Source organism: Sphaerisporangium siamense, assembly GCF_014205275.1.
Lineage (GTDB): Bacteria > Actinomycetota > Actinomycetes > Streptosporangiales > Streptosporangiaceae > Sphaerisporangium > Sphaerisporangium siamense.
In genome coordinates this window covers 7565494-7589547 of record NZ_JACHND010000001.1, presented here as the reverse complement: position 1 = coordinate 7589547, position 24054 = coordinate 7565494, and the positions used below count along the sequence as shown (strand labels likewise).

Genomic DNA, 24054 nt, shown 5'->3' with positions numbered 1-24054 from the left:
GTTGTGCGACGGCCTGTCGGGTGGGCGGTCCTGCGCCACGACCCGTCGTCACCAGGGTCAGGCGCGGAGGCGGAGGCCGCGGGGGGTCGGGTGGAAGCCGGCGGCTTCCAGGGCGGTGGCGAGGGGAGAGTCGATGATCGCCGTGCCGTCGGCCTTCTCGACGGTGAGCTTGCCGAGGGCGCCGTCGCGTACGGCCAGCGCAAGGGCGTCGACGGCAGGGCGCAGGCGTTCGTCATCGGCGAAGGACAGCAGGGTCTTGCCGCCGCGCTCGACGTAGAGCACCAGACGGCCGTCCACGACGACCACCAGCGCGCCCGCCTTGCGCCCCGGCTTGTGACCCACCTCGCCCGGGTGCTCCGGCCACGCCAGCGCCGCGCCGTACGGGTTGGCAGGATCGGTCGCCGCCAACACCACCGCCCGCCGCTCCCCAGACCGCCGCGCGTCAACCGGCTTCCCAGTGCCCCGGCCGCCAGGTTGCTCACCGGAACGCCGCATGTCGGGGTGCTCGCCGGAGTGTTCTCCGGGGTCTCGCGCATCCGGGTGTTCCCGTGAACGCCGCGCGTCGGCATCGCCATGTCGCGCGTGTGGGCTCGGCGGACTCGTCTGGTTGAACTCGGCGTACCGGGCCAGCGCGGCACCGGGGTCCGGAAACGGCGGTGAGCCGGCGGACGACCAGGTCGCCGGCCGTCCGGAGTCGGCGGTCCGGTCGGCCTCGGGGGAGGCGTGGGAGGTGGAGGGCTGGTCGGGGTGGGTGCGGTGCGGGGGGGTGGTGAGGGTGGTGGCCAGGGCGCGGAGGCGGTCGACGGCGCCGGGGAGGGCGAACTGGGCGCCGCCCAGGCCCTCGACGAAGTAGCCGCGACGGCAGCGCCCCGTCTCTTCGAACGCGCGCAGGACCGGGTACACCGAGGCGAACCCCTCGGTGAGGCGCTCGGCCGCGACCGCGCCCTTGGTGACCACGCCGTGCCGCTCCAGGAGGACCTCGGCCCGCGCGTGGGCACGCTGGGTCGGATCCGCGGACGGCTCGGGCAGCAGCCACCAGCGCCCGCTGACCGTCGGAGGCCCGGACCGGGTCGGCAGCACGGCCCTGCGCCGGCGCGTGGACGTCGCCCGGTGGGCGGGCCGCCCGGACCCGAGCGCCGCCCGCAGCGGCGCCAGCGTGTCCCCCGAGACCCGCCCCGACCAGACCAGATCCCACAGCGCGCCCGCGAGCGCGGTGTCGTCCATGGACCCCACCCGGCTCGACAGGTCGCGGAAGAACAGCGCCCCGCCCCCGCCCAGGACCTCCAGCACCTTCTCGTGCAGGGGAGTGAGCGTGATCTCGGCGGGAGGCGGCAGCAGCAGCGGGGCGGTGTCGGCGAAGAACAGGGCCACCCAGCCGTCCCCGCCCGGCAGCGACCCCTGCCCCGACCAGATGACCTCGCCGGACGCGGTCAGCTCGTCCAGCAGGGCCGGCTCGTACCCGGGCACCCGGCTCGGCAGCACGAGGGTCTCCAGCGCGGAGGCCGGCACGGCGGCGCCCTGAAGCTGCTCGATGGCGTGCACGAGGGCGTCCATGCCCCGGGCGGCGCGCCCGTCGGTGACGCCGTGCCAGGCGGGCCCGAACACCCCGAGTGCCTCGGGCGGGACCGGTTCGACCTCTTTGCGGAGCCGGGCCAGGGAACGGCGCCGCAGCAGCCGCAGCACGCCCGCGTCGCACCACTCCTCGCCCCAGCCGCCCGGCCGGAACTCACCCGCCACCACCCGGCCGGACGCCGCGAGCCGCCGCAGCCCGTCGGCCACGACCGCGACGCCGAGGCCGAACCGCGCCGCCGCCGTGGCCGCGAGGAAGGGACCGCGCGTGCGGGCGTGCCGGGCCAGCAGGTCGGCGAGCGGATCGGCCACAGGTTCGAGGAAGGCGTGCGGCACGCCCACCGGCAGCGGCACGCCCAGGGCGTCCCGCAACCGGGCCGAGTCTTCGACGGCGGCCCACTGCTCGACCCCGGCGACCCGCACCCGGATCGCGCGCCGCGCGACCTCCAGATCACTCAGCCAGGACGGATCGCCCTCGCGGATCGTGACGTCCTCGGCCTGCAGAGGGCCGTGCGTCCTGAGAAGGTCGGCCAGGTCCTCGGCGTCGCGGAGCGGACGGCCGAGCCGGGCGAGTTCGCGTTCGGTGTCGGCGACGACATCGGGGTCGAGCAGCTCGCGCAGGTCGGCCTCGCCGAGCAGCTCGGCCAGCAGGCGGGTGTCGAGCGCCAGGGCCTGCGCGCGCCGCTCGGCCAGCGGAGCGTCCCCTTCGTACATGAAGGCGCCGATATAGGTGAGCAGAAGGGAGCTGGCGAAGGGCGAGGCCTGAGCGGTCTCGACCTCGACGACCCGCACCCGCCGCGCGGCGATGTCCCGCATGATCTGGAGGAGCCCCGGCACGTCGAAGACGTCCTGCAGACACTCGCGCATGGTCTCCAGGACGATCGGGAACGAGCCGTACTTGCTCGCGACCGCGAGCAGGCTCGCCGCCCGCTGGCGCTGCTGCCACAGCGGCGACCGCCTGCCGGGATTGCGGCGCGGCAGCAGCAGCGCCCGGCCCGCGCACTCGCGGAACCGCGAGGCGAACAGCGCCGACCCGCCGAGTTCTTCCACGACGATCTGTTCCAGCTCGTCGGGATCGAAGACGGCGACGTCGGACGGCGCGCCGTCCTGGGTGTCGGGAATGCGCAGGACGATGCCGTCGTCGGAGTGCATGGCCTGGATGTCCATGCCGTAGCGCTCGCGCAGGCGCCGCCCGATCGCCAGCGCCCACGGCGCGTGCACCCGAGCCCCGTACGGCGTGTGCACGACGACCCGCCAGTCGCCCAGCTCGTCGTGGAAGCGCTCCACCACGATGGTGCGGTCGTCGGGGACGTATCCGGTGGCCTCGCGCTGCTCGGCGAGGTAGGCGAGGAGGTTGCCGGCGGCGAAGGCGTCGAGCCCGGCCTCGGCCAGGCGGCCGGTCTCGCCCCGCGACAGCTCGCGCAGGAAGGCGCCGAGCGCCCGGCCGAGCTCGGCGGGCCGCCCAGGGGTGTCACCGTGCCAGAAGGGCAGCTTGCCGGGCTGCCCCGGGGCGGGGGTGACGAGCACGCGGTCGGCGGTGATGTCCTCGATGCGCCAGGAGGTGGCGCCCAGCACGAAGACGTCGCCCACGCGGGACTCGTAGACCATCTCTTCGTCCAGCTCGCCCACCCGGCGGCCGCCGCGCCCGGTGTCGGCCCCGGCCAGGAAGACCCCGAACATGCCGCGGTCGGGAATGGTGCCGGCGTTGGTGACCGCGAGGCGCTGCGCGCCGGGACGGCCCGTGACGCGGCCGGTCACCCGATCCCACACGACGCGCGGGCGCAGCTCGGCGAACTCTTCGCTCGGGTAGCGGCCGGCCAGCATGTCGAGCGTGGCCTCCAGCGCGCTCCTCGGCAGGGTGGCGTACGAGGCCGCGCGGCGGATCGTGGTCTCCAGGTCGTCGACGGTCCACTCGTCGAGCGCGCACATCGCCACGATCTGCTGGGCCAGGACGTCCAACGGGTTGCGCGGGTAGCGCATCTCTTCGATCTGACCGGCCTTCATGCGCTCGGCCACGACGGCGGTCTGCACCAGATCGCCGCGGTACTTCGGGAAGATGACGCCCTTGGACACCGCGCCGACCTGGTGCCCCGCGCGGCCGATGCGCTGCAGGCCGCTGGCCACGCTGGGCGGCGCCTCGACGCAGGCGACCAGGTCGACCGCGCCCATGTCGATGCCCAGCTCAAGGCTGGAGGTCGCGACCACGGCGGGCAGACGGCCGGACTTCAGAGCCTCCTCGATCTGGGCGCGCTCCTCTTTGGAGACCGAGCCGTGGTGGGCCCGGACGATCTCGGCGGAGGCGCCGCCGGACGACCCGGCCTGCGCCATCATCAGCGCGGGCGGGGACAGGGCCGGGGGGACGCTCCCGGCGGGAGGCGGGCCCTCGGGGCTCGCCCCCTCGGCGCGTTCGTAGGCCAGCTCGTTGAGCCGGGCGCACAGCCGCTCGGCAAGGCGCCGGGAGTTGGCGAACACGATCGTCGAACGGTGGGAGCCGATCAGGCCGAGCAGATGTTCCTCCACATGGGGCCAGATGGAGCGCCGGGGCGCGGGCTCCGGCTCCCAGAGGCCCTCGGAGCCGTCCCCGGCGGACGGCCTTCGCGGCGCGGGGTCGAGCTCGGTCATGTCCTCGACGGGGACGACCACGTCGATGTCGATGACCTTCTCCGACGGCGGCTGCACGACCGTCGTCGGCCGGGCGCCCCCGAGGAACGTCGCGACCTCGCTCACCGGGCGCACGGTGGCGGAGAGACCGACCCGCTGCGCGGGCGCGGGCAGCAGGGAGTCGAGCCGTTCGAGCGTGAGCGCGAGGTGGGCGCCGCGCTTGGTGGCCGCCACCGCGTGGACCTCGTCGACGATGACCGTCTCGACGCCGCGCAGCGCCTCGCGCGCCTGGCTGGTGAGGATCAGGTAGAGCGACTCGGGCGTGGTGATCAGGATGTCGGAGGGGTGGGCGGCGAAGCGGCGGCGATCTTCGGCGGAGGTGTCGCCCGAGCGCACCGCCACCGAGATCTCGGGCACCGGCAGGCCCATGCGGCGGGCGGTCTGCTTGAGCCCGGCGAGCGGGGCCCGCAGGTTGCGCTCGATGTCGACCGCGAGCGCCTTCAACGGCGAGACGTAGATGACCCGGCAGCGGCGCTTGTGGTCGGCTTCGCGCCCGCCGGCCGAGGGCGCGCCGGACGGCGGGGCCGCGGCGCGCTCGGCGGCCAGACGGTCGAGGGACCAGAGGAAGGCGGCCAGGGTTTTGCCCGAGCCGGTCGGAGCCACCACCAGAGTGTTCTCACCGCGGGCGATCGCCTGCCACGCGCCCTCTTGCGCCGTCGTGGGCGCGGCGAAGGCGCCGGTGAACCATTGCCTGGTCACCTGGGTGAAGTGGTCGAGCGCGGATCCGGTCACCGCTTCATCATGCAACCTGCCACCGACAAAACCGTGCGTGCCCCTGACCCGGCGGCCCTCGCACCACGGATTGTTTGCGCAGTCGAATATCAGCGAATCTTGACATCTGCCGCCGCGGGGCAGTCACCTGAAATATGGACATCGACTACGCGGCCATCGAGGCGACCCGCGACCGGATCCGCGAACGGCACCTCCACGCGCGGCGGCCCGAGAGCAGCGCGCGTGGCCTGCACCACTTCGCGCTCATCTGCTCCGACGTCGAGCGCACCGTCGCCTTCTACCAGGACCTGCTGGAGTTCCCGCTGACCGAGATCTTCGAGAACCGGGACTACAAAGGGTCGAGCCACTTCTTCTTCGACATCGGCAACGGCAACCTGCTCGCCTTCTTCGACCTCCCCGGGCTCGACCTGGAGCCCTACAAGGAGGTGCTCGGCGGCCTGCACCACATCGCGATCTCCGTGGAGCGCGGCACGTGGGAGAGGCTCCGCGGCAAGCTGGACGACGCCGCCGTCCCGTACCAACTGGAGAGCGACGCCTCCATCTACTTCCGCGACCCCGACGGGGCCCGGCTGGAACTGCTGGCCGATCCTCTCGGCGAGATGTACGGCACCCGCGTCCTGTGAGCCGGCCCGGACGCGGCGGTGGCCGGGACGTCCGGAGCGGGGACCATACTGGGAACCATGCGCTTGACGGACTTCTGGAACCGGATGAACCGCCACTTCGGTGAGAGATACGCCGAGTCCTGGGCGCGTGACTACGTGATCGCCGAGCTCGGAGGCCGTACGGTGATCCAGGCCCTGGACGACGGCATCTCGGCCAAAGAGGTCTGGCGCGCCGTCTGCGGCGTCACCGAGGTGGACTCCCGTCTTCGCTGATCACGCTCCCGCGACCCGGCACGAGAGCTTCGCCGCGTCCGGCTGAGATCGAACAATCGTTCGGCTATATTGAAACAAGCCGACCTCCGTGGGCCCGCTCCGCGAAAATGTCGGTGGCACCCCGTAGCTTGCCAGCGACGGAAACGACTTCGACACACCCTCCAGGGGGCACTCCATGGCAGCCAACGACCGCGAGAAGGCCCTTGAGACTGCTCTCGCTCAGATCGAGCGGCAGTTCGGCAAGGGCTCTGTCATGCGCCTCGGCGATGACGCACGAGCCCCCATCGAGGTGATCCCCACCGGGGCCATCGCCCTCGACGTCGCGCTCGGCATCGGCGGCTACCCCCGCGGCCGCATCGTCGAGATCTACGGCCCCGAGTCCAGCGGTAAGACCACCGTCTCGCTCCACGCCGTCGCGAACGCCCAGCGGGCCGGCGGCATCGCCGCCTTCATCGACGCCGAGCACGCCCTCGACCCCGAGTACGCCAGGAAGCTCGGCGTCGACACCGACGCGCTGCTGGTCTCCCAGCCCGACACCGGTGAGCAGGCGCTCGAGATCGCCGACATGCTGATCCGCTCGGGCGCCATCGACCTGCTGGTCATCGACTCGGTCGCGGCCCTCGTGCCGAAGGCCGAGATCGAGGGCGAGATGGGCGACAGCCACGTCGGCCTGCAGGCCCGCCTGATGTCCCAGGCCCTGCGCAAGGTCGCCGGCGCGCTCAACAACACCGGCACCACCGCCATCTTCATCAACCAGCTCCGCGAGAAGATCGGCGTCATGTTCGGCTCGCCCGAGACCACGACGGGCGGCAAGGCGCTGAAGTTCTACGCCTCCGTCCGGCTGGACGTCCGCCGCATCGAGACCCTGAAGGACGGCACCGAGCCCGTCGGCAACCGCACCCGCGTCAAGGTCGTCAAGAACAAGATGGCCCCGCCCTTCCGCCAGGCCGACTTCGACATCCTGTACGGCATCGGCATCTCCCGCGAGGGCGGCCTGATCGACATGGGCGTCGAGCACGGCTTCGTCCGCAAGGCCGGCGCCTGGTACACCTACGAGGGCGACCAGCTCGGGCAGGGCAAGGAGAACGCCCGCAACTTCCTGAAGAACAACCCCGACATCGCCAACGAGATCGAGAAGAAGATCAAGGAGAAGCTCGGCGTCGGGCCGCGTCTCGACACTCCGGCCGAGGCTCCCGCGGTGCCGCCCGTCGCCGCTCCGTCCGCGCGCGCCGCCGCGGGCGCCACGGCGGGCTCGGCCCCCACCGGTCGCGGTGCCAAGGCCCCCAAGCCGGGTGACGTCTGATCGAGCCGATTCCATGCCTGCGAGCGACGAGTCCTCTGGCCACCTGAGGCCAGGGGACTGGGGAGCCTGGATCGAGGAGCCCGAGCAACCTTGGACTTCTGAAGAGCCAGAGGCTTCCAAGGGGGCCTGGCCTTCTGAGAGTTCCGGGGCTTCCGAGGGCGGCTGGCCCTCTGAGGAGTCCTGGCGCACTAGAGAGTCACGGCCTAGGGGGCCCCGGCGATCCAGGGAGCCCCGGTCTTCTGAGGACTCCCCAGAGCCTTGGCCTTCCGAAGAATCCGCGCGCCCCGGCAAGCCCGATCGCCCCATTGACTCCGTTTCCGGGCGTGCGCGGTCTCGTGGGCGGCGGGCCAAGTCCGGGGACGTGCCGGCTTGGGGTCCTCAAGAGCCTCGTCGAACGCACGAGTTCTTTCGCCAGGACCCGGAAGCCGGCCCGTGGCGGCCCGCCGCTCACCGCTCCCCCCAGGCGGATGTGCCACAAGCCCCCCAAAGCTCGACGCCACGGCCCGCAGATCCGCCCCGAACGGACCAACCGTTCACGGACCCACCGACAGGCAGGCCCAGGCAGGACGAGGCTCGTGCAGAGCGGGAGGGATGGGGCGCGGCCAGGGTCGATGAAGCTCTAGAGGAGCAGTCGGCGGCGCAGGAGCCGTCGGGCGTTCTGGAGAAGGACGACCATGAAAGCCGGGGCGTGCGAGGCCGTCAGGGCGCTTCCGGCTTCGACGGGCCGGTCGAGGCGTTGGCGGGGCAGGAGGCGCCTGCCGATCCTCGGCAGGGGAGCCGTAGAGGGCAGGAGGCGCCTGCGGATTCTCGGCAGCGGAGCCGTAGCGCTCGTGGGCAGGAGAAGAGGCGGGGCGCGGCCGAGTTCGAGGGACCTTTCGAGGGCGCGCGGGAGTCGTCAGGCGGTCCTGAGAGGGAGGGCCGCAGGGGGCGTGGACGGAGGGAGAGGCGCGGGGCTTTCGGGTTCGACGGGCCCGTTGAGGGGTCGCCGGCGGCGCAGGGGCCGGCGGCCGATCCTGAGGCGGTCGCGCGGGCGGTGTGTCTGCGGTTGCTGACGCTCGCGCCGCGGACGCGGGCCCAGCTCGCCGAGGCCCTCCGGCGCAAAGACGTTCCCGAGGCCGCGGCCGAGGCCGTGCTCTCCCGGTTCTCCGACGTCGGGCTCATCGACGACGAGGCGTTCGCGCAGGCGTGGGTGAGCTCGCGGCACGCCGGGCGAGGTCTGGCACGGCGCGCGCTGGCCGCCGAGCTGCGCAAGCGGGGTGTCGAGGAGGACACCGTCCGCGAGGCGATCGACCAGCTCGACCCCGACCAGGAGCTGGAGACCGCCCGCAGGCTGGTCGCGCGCAAGCTGCCCGGCACCCGCAACCTGGAGCCCGCCGCCCGCGTCCGCCGCCTGGCCGGCATGCTGGCCCGCAAGGGCTACTCCGGCGGCCTGGCCTACCGCGTGGTACGCGAGGCCCTCGAATCCGAAGGCCAGTCCACCGACGACCTCCCCGAAACCTTCGACGAGTGACCTGCCGGTACGCACGGTAGCGATCACTTCGGCGGATCGGCGGTCGCCCGCGCGTTCGGTGACGTGCTGTTCGTCGACAAGGCGTACGACCTGGTCGACGGCGGCTTCCAGGGCGGGGAGCCTTCGGCGTCGAGGCGGTGCGGTCCCTGCTCAAGCGCGCCGAGGACGGACCCCGCCGGCAAGGCGCGGAAGCCGGTGTGAGGTCAGAGGGCGCGGAGGGGCGGGAGGAGTTCTTTCTCCGCCCAGGTGAAGAACTCCTGCTGGTGGGCGGCGCCGATCTGGACGAGGGCGACATGGGTGAAGCCCGCGTCGGTGAACTTCTTGACGGCCTCGACGACCTGATCGGGGTCCGGGCCGCACGGGACCTGCCGCGCCACGTCGTCCGGACGGACGAACTTGGCGTACGACGCGAAGTTCACCGGGCCCGGCAGTTCGGCGAGGACCTTCCAGTCGGCGGCGAACCACCTCCAGAGCCGGTGGGCCCGCTCCTTGGCGGCCTCGGCGTCGGTGTCATAGCAGATCCCGACCTGGCCGTACACGGGCTTGCCCTTGCCGCCGCAGGCGTTGAACCGCTCGACCAGCCCGGGGTCGGCGTCGACGGCGACGAGCGCGTCGCCGTACTCGGCCGCCAGGTCGACCGACTGCGGGCCCGAGGCGGCGAGACCGATCGGGATGGGCTCGTCCGGCAGGTCGTAGAGCTTGGCCGAGTCGACGGTGTAGTGGTCGCCCCGGTAGCTGACGTACTCGCCGCCGAACAGCGCCTGGATGATCTCGACGGCCTCGCCGAGCATCTCGTGGCGGATGTTGACCGGCGGCCAGCCGCGCCCGAGCACGTGCTCGTTCAGGTTCTCCCCGGCCCCGAGCCCGAGCGTGAACCGCCCCTGGGACAGCGCGCCCATCGTGGCGGCCTTCTGCGCGACCACGGCGGGGTGGTAGCGCATGATGGGGCAGGTGACGTAGGTCATCAGCGGGACGCGTTCGGTGCGGGCCGCCACCGCGCCGAGCACGGACCATGCGTACGGCGAGTGCCCCATCTCCTCCAGCCACGGGAAGTAGTGGTCAGAGATGATCTCGTAGTCGAACCCCGCGCGCTCGGCGTCGACGGCGTCCTCGACGAGCTGGCGGGCGGGGGTCTGCTCGCACATGAGCGTGTAACCGATCTGTGCCATGGCGCCCCCATACCCCCGCGCCGGCCGAACGTGCGGCCTGCCCCGAAGATCTTCCCAACCCGGCGGGTGACCAGACGAAAGCCCGAAAACCACCCGTAAACCTATTTAAGGTAACTTTCCGCCCCTCTGGCGACATTTCTGGACTGACCAGGCGTCCCATCGGGGGCCCGGACGCCCCGCCTCCACGGCCGAGGGCGCCAGACGGCTTTGACGGGCGGACTTTGCTTGCTCGTTACCTCTCTGACGCTTAATCTCGACCACAGTGAGGAGCTACTCCGCGCAGTGCGGATTGCCATAACGGTGTACGACGGACGATTAAGACCGATCACACCCAACGGCCGGATGTCGTGCGTCCGGGCGTGGGACATATTTGTCTGAACAACAATCGCCCGGTCGGGTGGTCCGTGCCGCGTGTGTGGCCCTCGCGTGCTCAAAGCTCGCGACGCGAGGAGGGTAGGCGCGCATGGGGTCGACGATCGTGATCATGCTGGCGGTAGCCGTTGTCCTGCTGGCGATCGTCGCGATTGTCGCACTCGCCGTACTGATACGGCGCACCAACGGCGGCTCTCTCCGGCGCGGCCCATCCCCCGAGGAACTGGCCGGCGTCAACGCCGAGCTGGAGCAGGCCCGCCGCGAGAGCGTGGAGATCCGCGTCAGGGCCGAGAGCGACGCCGGCGAGGTGGTGCGCAAGGCCGAGGCCGCCGCCGAGGACGCCCTGCGCATGCGCAAGGAGGTCGAGGACGAGGCCCGCAGCCTCAAGGGGGAGCTCAAGGAGCTGAGGTCGGACCTGGAGCGCAGGGAGCACCGCCTCGCCGAGCGTGAGGAACGCCTCGACGAGGAGGCCCGCAGGCAGGCCGAGCAGGGCAGGAAGCTCACCGAGGCCGAGACCGAGCTGACCGGCAGGCAGGCCGAGCTGGACCGTTTCGAGGACCAGCGCCGCGAGGCCCTGGAACGGGTCGCGGGCCTGACCTCGGACCAGGCCAAGGCCGAGTTGGTCATGACGATCGAGAACCAGGCCAAGCGCGAGGCCGCGCTGATCGTCAGGGAGATCGAGAGCGAGGCCCGCCGCGAGGGCGAGAAGCGCGCCGTCAAGATCGTGACGCTGGCCGTGCAGCGCGTGGCGACCGAGCAGACCGCCGAGTCGGTGGTGAGCGTGCTCCACCTGCCCGGCGACGAGATGAAGGGCCGCATCATCGGCCGCGAGGGCCGCAACATCCGGGCGTTCGAGTCCACCACGGGCGTCAACCTGATCATCGACGACACCCCGGAAGCGGTGCTCCTGTCGTGTTTCGACCCGGTACGCCGGGAGACGGCGCGGCTGACCCTGGAGAAGCTGGTCCTGGACGGCCGCATCCACCCGCAGCGCATCGAGGAGGCCTACGAGCGCAGCAAGGACGAGGTCAAGGACCTGTGCGTGCGGGCCGGCGAGGACGCCCTGGTCGAGCTGGGCATCACCGACATGCACCCCGAGCTGATCATGCTGCTCGGCCAGCTCCGCTACCGCACCTCCTACGGGCAGAACGTGCTCAAACACCTCGTCGAGTCGGCGCACATCGCGGGCATCATGGCCTCCGAGCTGCGCCTCGACGCGATGATGCTCAAGCGCTGCACGGTCCTGCACGACATCGGCAAGGCGCTCACGCACGAGGTCGAGGGCAGCCACGCCCTGATCGGGGCCGAGATCGCCCGGCGGTACGGCGAGCACGAGGACGTCGTCCACGCCATCGAGGCCCACCACAACGAGGTCGAGGTGCGCACGGTCGAGGCGGTCCTCACGCAGGCGGCCGACGCGATCAGCGGCAGCCGTCCCGGCGCCCGCCGTGAGTCCCTGGAGGCCTACGTCAAGCGCCTGGAGCGGCTGGAAGAGATCGCGCAGTCCTACGACGGCGTGGAGAAGGTCTTCGCCATGCAGGCGGGCCGCGAGATCAGGGTGATGGTGAAGCCGGAGGCGATCGACGACATCCAGGCGCAGGTGATCGCCAGGGACGTCGCCAAGCAGGTCGAGGAGGAACTGACCTACCCGGGCCAGATCCGCATCACGGTCGTCCGGGAGTCCCGCGCCACCGAGTTCGCCCGCTGACCTCCCACCGGCCCGGCTTCACGGAACCACCGGCCCGGGCTGGACGGAGCCACCGGCCTGGGCTCACGGAACCACCGGCTCGGGTTCACCGAGACCGCCGACCCGGCCTCACGCGAATATCTGCCGGTAGAACGACAGTTCGGCGGCCAGGGCCGCGCCCTTGGTCTCGGCGCGGCGGAAGACGTGCCCCTCGCCCTCGAAGGACAGGTACGTGCAGGGGACGCCCCGCTCGGTGAGCACGGCCGCGAACGCCTCGGCCTGCGCGGCCGGCACCAGCGGGTCGTCCTGTCCCTGCATCAGCAGCACCGGGCAGTCGATCTCGCCGGCCCGCGACAGCGGCTCCCGCGCGGCGTACAGCCCGGGGGAGTCGGGGCCGACCAGCCACTCGACGTACCGGGACTCGAAGTCGTGGGTGGCGGCGGCGAGCGGGGCGAGCGCGGTGACGCCCGCGATCGAGACGCCGCCGCGGAACAGGCCGGAGGCGCAGCACGCCGCCAGGCTGGTCCACCCGCCCGCCCCGGCGCCGCGGACCGCGATGCGCGCGGGGTCGGCGAGGCCCTCCGTCACCAGCCACTCGGCCGCGGCTATCACGTCCTCGACGTCCACCACGCCCCACCGTCCGCGCAGCCGCTCGCGGTAGGCGCGCCCGTACCCCGTCGAGCCGCCGTAGTCGACGTCGAGGACGCCGATGCCGCGGCTGGTGAGGAACGCCTTGTGCAGGTCCGGCGCGGTCAGGCTGTGCGTGGTGGGGCCATCGTGCGCGAACACGACGTACGGGCCGGCGACCTCCCCGGCCGGGTAGACGCGGGCGTGGACGTGCCGCCCGGCGCGGCCCCGGATCTCCACGGGGCGGGGCACGGGCAGGTGGGCGGGGTCCGGAGGCACCGGGATGTCGCCGCGCACGCAGTGCGAGGCGCCCGTGGCGGTGTCGAGCCGCACCACCGACCGGGGGACGGCCGGGGCGTAGGCGACGCCGCAGACGACCGAGCCGTCGGCGGACAGGCAGGGCAGCCACCCGGCGTACGGCAGGCCGGGCTCCTCCAGGGCGCCCGTACGCGGGTCCAGGACGGCGAGCCGCAGGTCGCCCCGGCCGTGCAGCACCGCGAGCCGGCCGTCGGCGAGCACGGCGTACGGCGCGCCGCCGAGCTCGTAGGAAGCCCAGCCGAACTCCTCCTCGGCGGGGCACAGGGGCCGCGACGCGCCGCCGTCGAGCGCGACCCGCTCCAGGTTCCACCACCCGGACCGGTCGGAGAGCAGGTAAAGCCCGTCCGGCCCGTCCCACCGGGGCGACAGCACCGACTCCTCGGGCCCGCCGGCGACCCGCCAGGACGCGCCGTCGGCCGCCCGGGTGACGCGCAGCTCGGTCCCGACCCACGGCATGCGCGGATGGTCCCAGCAGACGTAGGCCAGGTGCGCGCCGTCGGGCGAGACCACGGGCGAGGCGTAGAAGTCGCCGCCCGCCACCCGCCGGCGGACGGCGCCGCCGTCCAGCGGGATCGACACGATCGACCGGGTGACCCGGCCGTCCCCGGTGTGGCGTTCCATGACGCACCACACCTCGCCGTCGTGGACGGTGAGGTCGGCGTAGCGGAGGCCGCACGGCACGCCGGGCTCGGGAGTGATCGGACGGGGGGCCGCCGCCCCGGCGGCAAGGACGTACAGCCGCTGGTCGGCGTGGTGGGCGAACACCACGTCGCCCCCGGGCGCGACCACGTGGGACCGGCCGCCGTACTCGTGCACGCGGGTGCGGGCGTCCCACGGCGCGGGCAGCAGCTCGCGCAGCGCGCCGCACGGGGCGCGGTGGACGATGGTGCGCCTGCCGCCCTCGGTGGGGCGGTCCTCCTCCCACCAGAGGTCGTCGCCCAGGACGGTCGGGTAGCCGGGCCGTACGCCGGACCTGACGACGTCGGAGGTGGAGATCGGCGAAGGCCGGCCACCGAACGGGGGAGTGGGGCGCCCGGACGTGTTGCGCTCGGGGGGCATAGCCGAATCCTGCCGGAAATCGCGACGCGGTGTGGTCGCTACGGAGCCGCTCGTGGACCCACGTGGGGCCGCAGAGCGGGCGGGGACGGATATTTCGCTGCCAGGGACCCCAGGTGGCGGATCACCGCCCGCCGCCAGGAGCCGTCGTCGAACATGGCGCGCAGGGCGTCCTCCACGCGGCGGCGGAGATCGTCCCCGGTGACCGCGATGCCCTGGCTCTCGCGCGTGAAGGGGCGGCCGAGCACCCGGAAGGCCCCCGGCGAGGCGGCGGCGAGCCCGGCCAGGACGGCGGCGTCGCCGGTGACCGCGCTCACCCGGCGCGAGAAGAGCATGCGGGCGCAGTCCTCCACCGTCGAGGTGATGAGGAACGCGCGCTGCCAGGCCGCGCCGAAGCGGTCCACCAGCGGGCCGGGCGCGGCCGTGCACACCCGCTTCTGGGACAGGTCGCGCAGGCCCCGGACCGACAGGTCGCCCGCCGGGGCGAGGACGTCCTGCCCGGAGACCAGGTACGGCCCGGCGACCGTGCCCGCGCCGTCCCGTGGCACCGGGACGCCCATGGTCAGGTCGGCGGGCGGCGAGGCCGGGGCGGTCACGTAGCTGACCTGGTCGTCGCGGTAGCCGAGCCGCCGGGCGACATAGCCCGCGACCTCGATCTCGAACCCTTCGTACACCCCCGAGGCCGACCGCTCGGCCAGCCCCGGACGCCCCTCGCGCACACCGACCACCAGCGTGCCGTGGCCGCCGCACGCCGTGAGCACGGCCGCGGCCGTCGGCAGCGCCATCACCAGCGCCGCCACCCCGGCACGCGGCCGGCGGCGCGCGGGCGATGGCCTGGCGGGGAGCGTCACGTGCAGTATTAGAGCCGCCCCGCGGCGTGCTCGCCCGCGAACGGGCCGAAACTTTACTCGCCGGTCCGCACGCCCACGGCGGCCGGGGCCCCGACCACGTTCGCCGAGGAGCGGCGGCTGCGCCTGCCGCGCCGTTCCAGCCGGGTGGCGACGTAGCTCAGGGCCAGGTTGATCGCGATGTAGACGAGCGAGATGACGATCGCGCTAGGGATGAGGTTGCCGAAGTTCGACGGGATCTGCTTGAGCCCGTAGTTCAGCAGCTCCTCGTAGGCGATGACCCAGCCGAGCGCCGTGTCCTTCAGCAGGACCACCATCTGGCTGACGATCGCGGGCATCATCGCCGTCGTGGCCTGCGGCAGCAGGATCAGCCGCATGACTCCGCTCTTGCGCAGCCCCAGCGAGTACCCCGCCTCGGACTGGCCGCGCGGCACCGACAGGACGCCCGCGCGGAACACCTCGGCCAGCACCGAGCCGTTGTAGAGCGTCAGGCCGATGACCACGGCGGCGAAGGCCGGCACGCTGACGGTGTAGCCGCTGATCGTCGCGGGGCCCGCCTGCGCGAAGAAGATCAGCAGGAGCAGCGGGATCGCGCGGAAGAACTCCACGACCGCGCCCGCGGGCACCCGGATCCAGGCGTGGTCGGAGAGCCGGCCGAGGCCGAAGACGACGCCGAAGACCAGTGCCAGCACGGCCGAGAGCACGGCCGCCTGAAGGGTGGCCACGATGCCGGGGATGATCTGCCCCGTCCACACCTGGCCCTGCAGGAACGGCTCCCACAGCTTGCCTGCGAACTGGCCCTTGTCGGACAACCCCTTGATCACGACGTACGCGATGGCGAGCAGCACGACGACCGAGACCAGGGTCAGGATGTTGTTGCGCAGACGCGCCCGGGGTCCCGGCGCGTCGAACAGGACGCTGGCGGTGCTCACGCCTCCCCCTTCTCTTCCGGCTGGTCCGCGGCCGTCATCGGCTCACCGCCAGGCGCTTGGCGAGCCAGCCGAAGAAGAACCCGGTCGGCAGTGTCAGGACCATGTACCCGGCCGCGAACCCGAGGAAGATGGGCAGCGTGCCGCCGTAGTCGTCGAACATCTGCTTCATCACCGAGGACGCCTCGATGTACCCGGCCACGATGACGATGGTCGTGTTCTTGGTCAGGGCGATCAGGATGCTGCCCAGCGGGGCGACGACCGAGCGGAACGCCTGGGGGAGCACCACGAGCCGCAGCGACTGCGTGAACGTGAGCCCGATCGCCCGCGCTGCCTCGGCCTGGCCGGCGGGCACGGTGTTGATGCCGGCCCGCAGCGCCTCGCAGACGAAGGCCGCGGTGTAGGCCGACAGCCCGAGCACCGCCCACCAGTAGTAGTTGGTCGGCGAGTCGGACGAGAGCGTGTACTGCAGGGTGTCGCTCAGCCCGAGCGCGCACAGCAGCAGCACCAGCGTGAGCGGGGTGTTGCGCAGGATGTTGACGTAGATCGTGCCGGCGGCTCGCAGGACGGGGGTGGGAGCCACCCGCATCGCGACGAGGATCGTGCCGAGGATCAGCGCCAGCAGGCCGCTCATGAGCGTCAGGCGGATCGTCGACCAGAACCCGGTGAGGATCGTGCCGAACTCCTGCGCGAGTGGACTGAAGTCGAAGAGTGATTCCATCGTGCTCCACCGGAGACGGGAAGCGCCGGTGAGGTGGCCTCACCGGCGCGGGGAACAAGGTCAGGCGCACCCCTCCGCGGGAGGCGCGCCGGTCGCGGTGAACTGCAGACCGGTTCCGCTGAAGTGCTTGTCGAAGAGCTGCTTGATGGTCCCGTCCTGGTACATCTTCGTGATCGCCTTGTTGACGGCCTCGCAGGTCTCCTTGTCGCCCTTCTTCAGGCCGACGCCGTACTTCTCGTCGGTGAAGGGGGCGCCGGTGACCTTGAGCGAGGAGCCCTCACGCTTGGCGTACCCGGCGAGGATCATGTCGTCGGTCGTCACCGCGTCGATGGCGTTGCCCTTGAGCTTGGTCACGCACTCCTCGTAGGCGCTCGCCGGGACGAGCTGGACGTCGACCTTCTTGCTCTCCTTGTTGGTGCCCTCGGCGATGTTCTTCCACGAGTTGGAGCCGGTGACCTGGCAGATGCGCTTGCCCTTGAGGCTGTCCAGGGAGGTGATGGAGGTGTCGTCCGAGCGGACCAGCGTGTCCTGGTGGGCGATGTAGAAGGGGCCGCCGAAGGTGACCTTCGGCTTGCGGGCCTCGGTGATGGAGTACGTGGCGACGATGAGGTCGACCTGGCCCTGCTGGAGGAACGTCTCGCGGTTGGCCGAGCGCGCCTCCTTCCAGGTGATGCCGGACTCGGGCACGCCGAGCTCCTTGGCCAGGTACTTGGCGACATCGACGTCGAAGCCCTCGACGGTGCCGTCGGGTTTCTTCAGGCCCATGCCGGGCTGGTCGTACTTGACGCCGATGGTGAGTTTCTTGTCGTTCTTGGCCTTCTCGATCGCCGACGTGGGGCCGCTGTTGCCGCAGGCGGCGAGGCTCGCGGCCAGGGCCGCGGCAGACAGGAGGGTGGCTCCGATCTGTCGTGAACGCATGTGCGTGTACCTCAGCTTTCTTGGTGTCCTGCTGGATGTGCGGTAGGTGTCCACCGCGACGCCGCGTACGCGCCGGATCGCGATGATGGTCTGTACGGCAGGGGGCTGTCGAGGTACGCGATCAGTGCGTGAGGATCTTGGAGAGGAAGTCCTTGGCCCGCTCGGTGCGGGCGTTGGTGAAGAACTCCTCGGGAGTGTTCTCCTCCACGATCTGGCCCTCCGACATGAAGACGACGCGGTTGGCGGCCCTGCGGGCGAAGCCCATCTCGTGGGTCACGACCACCATGGTCATGCCGTCCCTGGCCAGGCCGATCATGACGTCGAGGACCTCCTGGACCATTTCGGGGTCCAGCGCCGAGGTCGGCTCGTCGAACAGGATCATCTTCGGGTCCATGGCGAGGGCGCGGGCGATGGCCGTGCGCTGCTGCTGGCCGCCGGAGAGCTGGGCGGGGTACTTGCCGGCCTGGCTGGCGATGCCGACGCGTTCGAGCAGCTCCATGCCCCGTCTCTCGGCCTGCTCGCGCGCGACGCCCCGCACCTTGATCGGCCCGAGCGTGACGTTCTCCAGGATCGTCTTGTGGGCGAACAGATTGAAGCTCTGGAAGACCATGCCGACGTCGGACCTCAGCCGGGCCAGCGCCTTCCCCTCCGCGGGAAGCGGGCGGCCGTCGAAGGTGATGGTCCCCGAGTCGATGGTCTCCAGCCGGTTGATGGCGCGGCACAGCGTCGACTTGCCGCCCCCCGACGGGCCGATCACGACGACGACCTCACCTCGGTTGACCGTCAGGTTGATGTCCTTGAGCACGTGCAGGGCACCGAAGCTTTTGTTGACGTCCTCGACTCTGACGAGAGGAGTCGCGTCCCCGTTCTCCGTCATGCTGGACAACGTAAGTGGTCAATGCCGCCTGTCACTAACCAGGCGGTACCGATCGCATCACGGCCTTGTCACGGAGGGAAGATATCGGGAAGTACCCGTGGGGGGCGCATGGCGTGCGGCGGGCGTCCCGATGCGCCTACCCTTGTCTGTTGAGATGAGTGTCACCGAGGAGCGCGCCCGCACCTACGAGGTCCGCACGTACGGGTGCCAGATGAACGTCCACGACTCCGAGCGCCTGTCCGGGCTGCTGGAGGCCGCTGGTTACGTCCGCGCGGACGACGAGGAGACGGCCGACGTGGTCGTCTTCAACACCTGTGCGGTGCGCGAGAACGCCGACAACCGCTTGTACGGCAACCTCGGGCACCTTCGCCCGGCCAAGGTGCGCAACCCGGACATGCAGATCGCGGTCGGGGGCTGCCTGGCGCAGAAGGACCAGGGCGAGATCGTCCGCAAGGCCCCGTGGGTGGACGTGGTGTTCGGCACCCACAACATCGGGTCGCTGCCCGTGCTGCTGGAGCGGGCGCGCGTCGCCCGCGAGGCGCAGGTCGAGATCAAGGAGTCGCTGGAGGTCTTCCCCAGCACGCTGCCGACCCGGCGCGAGTCGCCGTACGCCGCCTGGGTGTCGATCTCCGTCGGCTGCAACAACACCTGCACGTTCTGCATCGTCCCCGCGCTGCGCGGCAAGGAGAAGGACCGCCGTCCCGGCGACATCCTCGGCGAGATCCGCGCGCTGGTCGAGCTCGGCGTCCTGGAGGTCACCCTCCTCGGGCAGAACGTCAACACCTACGGCGTCGAGTTCGGCGACCGGCTGGCGTTCGGCAAGCTCCTGCGCGCCTGCGGCGACGTCGAGGGCCTGGAGCGCGTGCGGTTCACCTCCCCGCACCCGGCGGCCTTCACCGACGACGTCATCGCCGCCATGGCCGAGACGCCGAACGTCATGCCCCAGTTGCACATGCCGCTGCAGTCCGGCTCGGACCGGATCCTGAAGGCCATGCGCCGCTCCTACCGCGCCGAGCGGTACCTGGGCATCATCGAGCGCGTCCGCGCCGCCATCCCCGACGCGGCGATCTCCACCGACATCATCGTCGGCTTCCCCGGCGAGACCGAGGAGGACTTCCAGGGCACCCTGGAGGTCGTGCGCCGGTCGCGCTTCGCCAACGCCTTCACCTTCCAGTACTCCATCCGGCCGGGCACCCCCGCCGCCACCATGGACGACCAGGTGCCGAAGGAGGTCGTGCAGGAGCGCTACGAGCGGCTCGTCGCCCTGCAGGAGGAGATCTCCTGGGAGGAGAACAGGGCGCAGGTCGGCCGCACGCTGGAGGTCCTGGTCGCCGAGGGCGAGGGGCGCAAGGACGACGCCACCCGCCGCATGTCCGGCCGCGCCGCCGACAACCGCCTGGTCCACTTCGTGCCGCCCGCGGACGCCGCGCCGCCGCGGCCGGGCGACATGGTGACCACCGAGGTCACCTACGCCGCGCCCCACCACCTGGTGGCCGACGGCCCGGCGCTGGTCCGCCGCACCCGGGCGGGCGACGCCTGGGAGGCCCGCGAGGCCGCCGCCTGCGGCACCGGCGGGGGCGGCAGGCCCGGCGCGGTGTCGCTGGGCATGCCCGTCGTGCGCCGCGCCTGAGGCGGTTCAGCGTCCCCGCCCGCTCAGCAGGCGGTCGCAGTAGTACCGCCGGAAGTCGGTGAACCGCGCGCACGCGTCGCCCATCGGATAGGGAGGCCGCTCCTCGCTCCGTGGGGGCGCGGGCGTCGCATGGGGCGGTCTTGCCGGCGGGCTGTGCCGCGGTGAGGGATGCGCGGTGGGACGAGGGGTGCGCTTGTACGGCGGCCCCGGCGCTCGCGGGGCCTTACGGGGCTCGGTGGGCGCTCCTCGCGTCCCCGCGGGCGCTCGTCGCGATCCTGTGGGCGCCCCTGGTGCGCCCACGCCGTCACGTCGCGCTTCCCTGGGAGGGCGGGCCACCGGGACGAGGACCGTCCAGCCGTCCTCGGGACGATCACCCGGGTCAGAAATTCTCGCCGGAGGATCGGGGCTCGGGTGTTCGAATTCCGGGAGATCGCCGGGGCCGGACTCCGCTCCCGAGCGGGTGATCGCCCTGGTCACGGCGGGGGAGTGCCGTGCCGCCGCATCCCGCGCGGGGGGCGGCGATCCTGGCGTCGCTGGAGCGGTTCCCGAGGTGATCGCCAGGCCCGCGAGACCGAAGAGCGCCGTCACGCCGCCGACGGCCGCCGCCGTTCGAATTGAGATCGGTCCAAGAGATGACAAGTCGTGATTCTTCCGTGATTGAGGTGCGGTAATTCGGCTTGTGGGGCTAGTGTGAACGACCACTCGCGGAAGCCGGAGCGCTTTCTCCCCGATTGGCCGCAGGAGTCACCACATGGATCGGCACGACCGACCGTCGCCGGGCCGCTACAACGAGTCCAGCCCCGCATCCCCCACCGAATTCCTCTCCTCCGAACATTCCCCCCGTCCCCGCACAGGCCGGCGCACCCTCGCGCTGAGCGCCGCCGTGGCCGTGGTCGCGGCCGCCGTCGCCGCGGGCGGGGTCATCGTCTTCACGGGCGGCTCCACGCCCGAGCAGTCCACGCAGAAGTCCTCGTGGCGGGCCTCCGAGCAGGACGCCGGCGAGGCCGCGGACGACGGCGACGCCACCGCGCTGGACTCCGACGACGCCTCCGCCGAGGCGCCCGCCGCCGCGGACCCCGGCTCGTCCGGCGGCGCCGGGGGCGCGCTCGACATCTCCGGAAGCGGCTCGGGCGACTCGGGCGGGTCCGGCGGCTCGCGGGAGCAGACGCCCGTCGCCAAGACGGCCGGGCCTTCCGGCGGCGAGAGCGCCAAGAACAAGAAGAACCCGGGCGGGGAGTCCACCGACTCGCAGGGCGCGCGTCCGGGCCCCGACGGCCCTGTCGGATACGTCGCCCCCTACCAGGCGCAGCCGGGCCGCGCCTCCGGCCTCGGCGCCGACTTCTTCCGTGACCTCCGCCCGAGCGGGCCCACCGCCAAGCCGACCTCCCGGCACCGTCCCACCGCCAAACCGACCGCGAGCCCCACCGCCAAACCGACCGCGAGCCCCACCGCGAAGCCGACCGCGACGCCCAGCAAGAGCCCGGCCAAGCCGGCGCCCTCGCCGACCTCCACGGGCAAGGGGCCGTCGAGCATCGTCACCGCCGAGGACGAGGTGGCGCGCCTGACCAACGCCGCACGGCAGGAGCAGGGCTGCGGGCCGCTGCGCATCGACGAGAAGCTGCGCCAGGCCGCGCGCGGGCACTCCGACGACATGGCGGCCAAGGGGTACTTCGACCACAACTCCCAGGACGGGCGCACCCCCTGGGACCGCATCAAGGCGGCCGGCTACACCTCGAACATGTACGCGGAGAACATCGCCAGGGGACAGCAGACCCCCGAGGCGGTCGTCAAGGCCTGGCTCAACAGCCCCGGGCACCGCGCCAACATCATGAACTGCAAGCTGAAGGCCATCGGCGTCGGCGTGCACTTCGGCAGCGGCGGCCCCTGGTGGACCCAGGACTTCGGCGGCAGCTGATCGCCCGTCCCTCCACGAGGGCCACGAGACCCCGGCGCCCGCGGCGGCGCCGGGGTCTCCGCGTCTCCGCGTCGGACCATCGTGCGCGGGCGCCGCACTAGCCTGTTGGCGTGCTAGTCGCCGCGGCCGTGTGCCCGCACCCACCGCTGATCGTGCCCGGCCTCGCGGGCGAGGCGTCGCCCGAGCTGGAGCCTCTGCGCCTGGCCTGCGTGGCGGCCGTCCGGTCGCTCGCCGCCGCCCGGCCCGACACGCTGATCACGGTGGGCGGCGCCGACGCCACCCGCTCCTACGCGGGGGACGCGGCGGGCGGCCTGGCCCCGTGGGGCGGGGACGTCCGCGTGGGGAGCGGCCCGCCGGTGTTACCCCTGTCCCTGACCATCGGACGCTGGCTGCTCGACCTGGCCGGCGCCGGTGTGCCCGCCGCGCACCAGGCCGTGGCCTCGGACGCTTCCTCCGGCGAGTGCGCGCGGCTCGGCCGGGCCCTGGCGGCGCGGGGTGAGCGGGTCGCGCTGCTCGTCATGGGGGACGGCTCGGCCAGGCTCACCGTGAAGTCCCCCGGCTACCTCCATCCGGCCGCGGCCGGCTACGACCGGGCGCTCGTCCGCGCCCTGGGCGGCGCCGACGCCGGGGCCCTGGCCGCGCTCGACCCCGCCGAGGCGGAGGAGCTGTGGGTGGCGGGGCGCGCCGCGTTCCAGGTGCTGGCCGGCGCGGCCGGGGACCGCCGTATGACCGGAGAGGCGCTGTACGACGAGGCGCCGTACGGCGTCGGGTACCTCGTCGCCAGTTGGTCCCAGGCGTGACCGCGGCGAACATCCAAGATCGGGACGCCGGGAGGGCCCGGCGTGGTTACGGTGAGAAGGCGGGCATCGCGCCCGTACCGGAGCACCCCGTGGAAGAAGGGAAGCGGATGCTGGACGTGGCCTTCGCCGGAGTGCCGACCCGCGTCGGCACCGTGATGGCGGCCGTGACGCGGGCGGGCGTGGTCGCGGCCGCCTTCCGTGACGGCCCCGAGGCGCGCGGCCGGGTGCTGGAGCACCTCGACGCCGCCGAGGCCGACGACCCGGCACGCACCACGCTCGTCCGCGAGGAGCTCGCCGCCTACTTCGCCGGTGAGCTGCAGCGGTTCACCGTCCCGGTCGACTGGCGGCTGATGTCCCCCCTGCAACGCCGCGTCCTCGGCACCCTGTATACGCGCGTCCCGTACGGCAAGGTCATCACCTACGGCGAGCTCGGGGCGGCCAGCCGCGCGGGCGTGGACGCCCGGGCGATCGGCCAGGTCATGGGCAGCAACCCGCTCCCGATCATCGTGCCCTGCCACCGCGTCGTCGCCGGCAACGGCATCGGCGGGTTCAGCGGCACCGGCATCGAGACCAAGCGCTGGCTGCTCACCCTCGAAGGCCACCTCGCCCCCACCCTGGACTGGGAGCTGTAGTGGAGCGCCCGCCCGTCATCGCCGTCGTCGGCCCGACCGCCGCGGGCAAGTCCGACCTCGCGGTGGACCTCGCGCTGCGGCTCGGCGGCGAGGCCGTCAACGCCGACTCCATGCAGCTCTACCGGGGCATGGACATCGGCACGGCCAAGCTCACCCCCGCCGAGCGCCGCGGCGTCCCCCACCACCTGCTGGACGTCTGGGACGTCTCGCGGACGGCCAGCGTCGCCGAGTACCAGCGCATGGCCCGCCCCCTCATCGACGCCCTGCGCGCCGAGGGCCGCGTGCCGATCCTGGTCGGCGGCTCCGGCCTGTACATCAGGGCCGCGCTGGACGCCCTGGAGTTCCCCGGCACCGACCCCGGGGTGCGGGCACGCCTGGAGGCCGAGCTGGCCGCCGTGGGCTCCGAGCTCCTGCACCAGCGCCTGAAGGAGCTCGACCCGGTGGCCGCCGAGGCCGTCCTGTCCAGCAACGGCCGCCGCATCGTGCGCGCCCTGGAGGTCATCGAGATCTCAGGACGGCCGTTCTCCGCCACGATGCCGTCCTACGACGCCGTCTACACCAGTGCGCAGATCGGCCTGCACGTGCCGAGGCCGGTGCTCGACGAGCGCATCGCGCTGCGCGTCGACCGCATGTGGGAGGCCGGGTTCGTCGAGGAGGTCAGGGCCCTGGCCGGGCACGGCCTCGCCGACGGCCGCACGGCGAGCCGGGCGCTCGGCTACGCGCAGGTGCTGCGCCACCTCGCCGGGGAGTGGACCGAGGACCAGGCCCGCGAGGAGACGGTCCGCGCCACCCGCAGGTTCGCGCGCCGCCAGGAGTCGTGGTTCCGCCGCGACCCCCGGGTCGTATGGCTGCCCTTCGACGCCCCTGACCTGCTCGAACAGGCCCTCCGGCTCGCGGGGGCGTAA

At 72.4% G+C, this 24054-nt stretch carries 18 protein-coding genes; 10 read left to right on the top strand and 8 right to left on the bottom strand.

The features are described from left to right. Positions 1 to 57: 57 nt before the first annotated feature. Positions 58 to 4962 carry an ATP-dependent helicase gene (locus BJ982_RS34380; protein ID WP_239123199.1) on the bottom strand — a complete coding sequence of 1635 codons (4905 nt, stop codon included), beginning with the start codon at positions 4960 to 4962 and terminating at the stop codon, positions 58 to 60. 134 nt (positions 4963 to 5096) lie between these two features. Here BJ982_RS34380 and BJ982_RS34375 point away from each other — a divergent pair, with 134 nt between their 5' ends. The 4 genes from BJ982_RS34375 to BJ982_RS34360 all read left to right on the top strand — a co-directional run bounded on the left by BJ982_RS34375 (position 5097) and on the right by BJ982_RS34360 (position 8650). Then, positions 5097 to 5585 carry a VOC family protein gene (locus tag BJ982_RS34375; protein ID WP_184887052.1) on the top strand — a complete coding sequence of 163 codons (489 nt, stop codon included), beginning with the start codon at positions 5097 to 5099 and terminating at the stop codon, positions 5583 to 5585. A gap of 57 nt (positions 5586 to 5642) precedes the next feature. Then, positions 5643 to 5837: a DUF3046 domain-containing protein gene (locus tag BJ982_RS34370; protein ID WP_184613265.1), complete on the top strand. Its 195-nt coding sequence runs from the start codon at positions 5643 to 5645 to the stop codon at positions 5835 to 5837. Between the two features lie 175 nt (positions 5838 to 6012). Beyond that, on the top strand, positions 6013 to 7140 hold the full coding sequence (recA, locus tag BJ982_RS34365; RefSeq protein WP_184887033.1) for a recombinase RecA: 1128 nt from the start codon (positions 6013 to 6015) through the stop codon (positions 7138 to 7140). Between the two features lie 1033 nt (positions 7141 to 8173). Beyond that, on the top strand, positions 8174 to 8650 hold the full coding sequence (locus tag BJ982_RS34360; protein WP_307784648.1) for a regulatory protein RecX: 477 nt from the start codon (positions 8174 to 8176) through the stop codon (positions 8648 to 8650). 203 nt (positions 8651 to 8853) lie between these two features. Here BJ982_RS34360 and BJ982_RS34355 read toward each other — a convergent pair whose 3' ends face one another. After that, positions 8854 to 9819, bottom strand: a complete 966-nt coding sequence (locus tag BJ982_RS34355) for a TIGR03557 family F420-dependent LLM class oxidoreductase (RefSeq protein ID WP_184887031.1) — start codon at positions 9817 to 9819, stop codon at positions 8854 to 8856. A 463-nt stretch (positions 9820 to 10282) separates the two neighbouring features. On the opposite strand from BJ982_RS34355, the gene rny reads away from it, so the two are divergent. Further along, positions 10283 to 11899 carry a ribonuclease Y gene (gene rny, locus BJ982_RS34350; RefSeq protein WP_184887029.1) on the top strand — a complete coding sequence of 539 codons (1617 nt, stop codon included), beginning with the start codon at positions 10283 to 10285 and terminating at the stop codon, positions 11897 to 11899. Positions 11900 to 12007: 108 nt separating this feature from the next. Here the strand turns inward: rny and BJ982_RS34345 are convergent, their stop codons facing one another. The 6 genes from BJ982_RS34345 to BJ982_RS34320 all read right to left on the bottom strand — a co-directional run bounded on the left by BJ982_RS34345 (position 12008) and on the right by BJ982_RS34320 (position 18172). Next, positions 12008 to 13882: a S9 family peptidase gene (locus BJ982_RS34345; RefSeq protein ID WP_184887027.1), complete on the bottom strand. Its 1875-nt coding sequence runs from the start codon at positions 13880 to 13882 to the stop codon at positions 12008 to 12010. A gap of 38 nt (positions 13883 to 13920) precedes the next feature. Further along, positions 13921 to 14730 (bottom strand): type 2 periplasmic-binding domain-containing protein, encoded by an 810-nt coding sequence (locus BJ982_RS34340; protein WP_184887025.1) that lies wholly within the window; start codon positions 14728 to 14730, stop codon positions 13921 to 13923. A 53-nt stretch (positions 14731 to 14783) separates the two neighbouring features. Then, entirely contained in the window at positions 14784 to 15659 is an 876-nt protein-coding gene (locus tag BJ982_RS34335) for an amino acid ABC transporter permease (RefSeq protein ID WP_184887023.1), read from the bottom strand. A 34-nt stretch (positions 15660 to 15693) separates the two neighbouring features. Further along, on the bottom strand, positions 15694 to 16377 hold the full coding sequence (locus tag BJ982_RS34330; protein WP_184887021.1) for an amino acid ABC transporter permease: 684 nt from the start codon (positions 16375 to 16377) through the stop codon (positions 15694 to 15696). A 60-nt stretch (positions 16378 to 16437) separates the two neighbouring features. Continuing rightward, positions 16438 to 17295, bottom strand: a complete 858-nt coding sequence (locus BJ982_RS34325; protein WP_184887019.1) for a glutamate ABC transporter substrate-binding protein — start codon at positions 17293 to 17295, stop codon at positions 16438 to 16440. A gap of 121 nt (positions 17296 to 17416) precedes the next feature. Beyond that, positions 17417 to 18172, bottom strand: a complete 756-nt coding sequence (locus BJ982_RS34320) for an amino acid ABC transporter ATP-binding protein (protein ID WP_184887016.1) — start codon at positions 18170 to 18172, stop codon at positions 17417 to 17419. Between the two features lie 154 nt (positions 18173 to 18326). Here BJ982_RS34320 and miaB point away from each other — a divergent pair, with 154 nt between their 5' ends. The 5 genes from miaB (at position 18327) to miaA (ending at position 24054) form a co-directional block, all read left to right on the top strand. Continuing rightward, on the top strand, positions 18327 to 19802 hold the full coding sequence (gene miaB / locus BJ982_RS34315; protein WP_184887014.1) for a tRNA (N6-isopentenyl adenosine(37)-C2)-methylthiotransferase MiaB: 1476 nt from the start codon (positions 18327 to 18329) through the stop codon (positions 19800 to 19802). Between the two features lie 751 nt (positions 19803 to 20553). Next, positions 20554 to 21717, top strand: coding sequence for a CAP domain-containing protein (locus BJ982_RS34310; RefSeq protein WP_184887012.1), 1164 nt, complete (start codon positions 20554 to 20556; stop codon positions 21715 to 21717). Positions 21718 to 21827: 110 nt separating this feature from the next. Next, positions 21828 to 22517, top strand: coding sequence for a class III extradiol dioxygenase subunit B-like domain-containing protein (locus tag BJ982_RS34305; RefSeq protein ID WP_184887011.1), 690 nt, complete (start codon positions 21828 to 21830; stop codon positions 22515 to 22517). Positions 22518 to 22624: 107 nt separating this feature from the next. Further along, complete coding sequence (locus tag BJ982_RS34300; protein WP_184887009.1) at positions 22625 to 23149, top strand: methylated-DNA--[protein]-cysteine S-methyltransferase; 525 nt, start codon at positions 22625 to 22627, stop codon at positions 23147 to 23149. After that, complete coding sequence (gene miaA / locus BJ982_RS34295) at positions 23149 to 24054, top strand: tRNA (adenosine(37)-N6)-dimethylallyltransferase MiaA (protein WP_184887007.1); 906 nt, start codon at positions 23149 to 23151, stop codon at positions 24052 to 24054. Before BJ982_RS34300 ends, miaA begins: the two co-directional genes overlap by 1 nt.

What these genes read in the sequence shown, in the direction of transcription:
- recA (WP_184887033.1), top strand. Translation starts at nt 6,013, where the DNA reads ATGGCAGCCAACGACCGCGAGAAGGCCCTTGAGACTGCTCTCGCTCAG.
- BJ982_RS34325 (WP_184887019.1), bottom strand. Translation starts at nt 17,295, where the DNA reads ATGCGTTCACGACAGATCGGAGCCACCCTCCTGTCTGCCGCGGCCCTG.
- BJ982_RS34375 (WP_184887052.1), top strand. Translation starts at nt 5,097, where the DNA reads ATGGACATCGACTACGCGGCCATCGAGGCGACCCGCGACCGGATCCGC.
- BJ982_RS34345 (WP_184887027.1), bottom strand. Translation starts at nt 13,882, where the DNA reads ATGCCCCCCGAGCGCAACACGTCCGGGCGCCCCACTCCCCCGTTCGGT.
- BJ982_RS34300 (WP_184887009.1), top strand. Translation starts at nt 22,625, where the DNA reads ATGCTGGACGTGGCCTTCGCCGGAGTGCCGACCCGCGTCGGCACCGTG.
- rny (WP_184887029.1), top strand. Translation starts at nt 10,283, where the DNA reads ATGGGGTCGACGATCGTGATCATGCTGGCGGTAGCCGTTGTCCTGCTG.
- BJ982_RS34355 (WP_184887031.1), bottom strand. Translation starts at nt 9,819, where the DNA reads ATGGCACAGATCGGTTACACGCTCATGTGCGAGCAGACCCCCGCCCGC.
- BJ982_RS34320 (WP_184887016.1), bottom strand. Translation starts at nt 18,172, where the DNA reads ATGACGGAGAACGGGGACGCGACTCCTCTCGTCAGAGTCGAGGACGTC.
- BJ982_RS34310 (WP_184887012.1), top strand. Translation starts at nt 20,554, where the DNA reads ATGGATCGGCACGACCGACCGTCGCCGGGCCGCTACAACGAGTCCAGC.
- BJ982_RS34370 (WP_184613265.1), top strand. Translation starts at nt 5,643, where the DNA reads ATGCGCTTGACGGACTTCTGGAACCGGATGAACCGCCACTTCGGTGAG.
- miaB (WP_184887014.1), top strand. Translation starts at nt 18,327, where the DNA reads ATGAGTGTCACCGAGGAGCGCGCCCGCACCTACGAGGTCCGCACGTAC.
- BJ982_RS34330 (WP_184887021.1), bottom strand. Translation starts at nt 16,377, where the DNA reads ATGGAATCACTCTTCGACTTCAGTCCACTCGCGCAGGAGTTCGGCACG.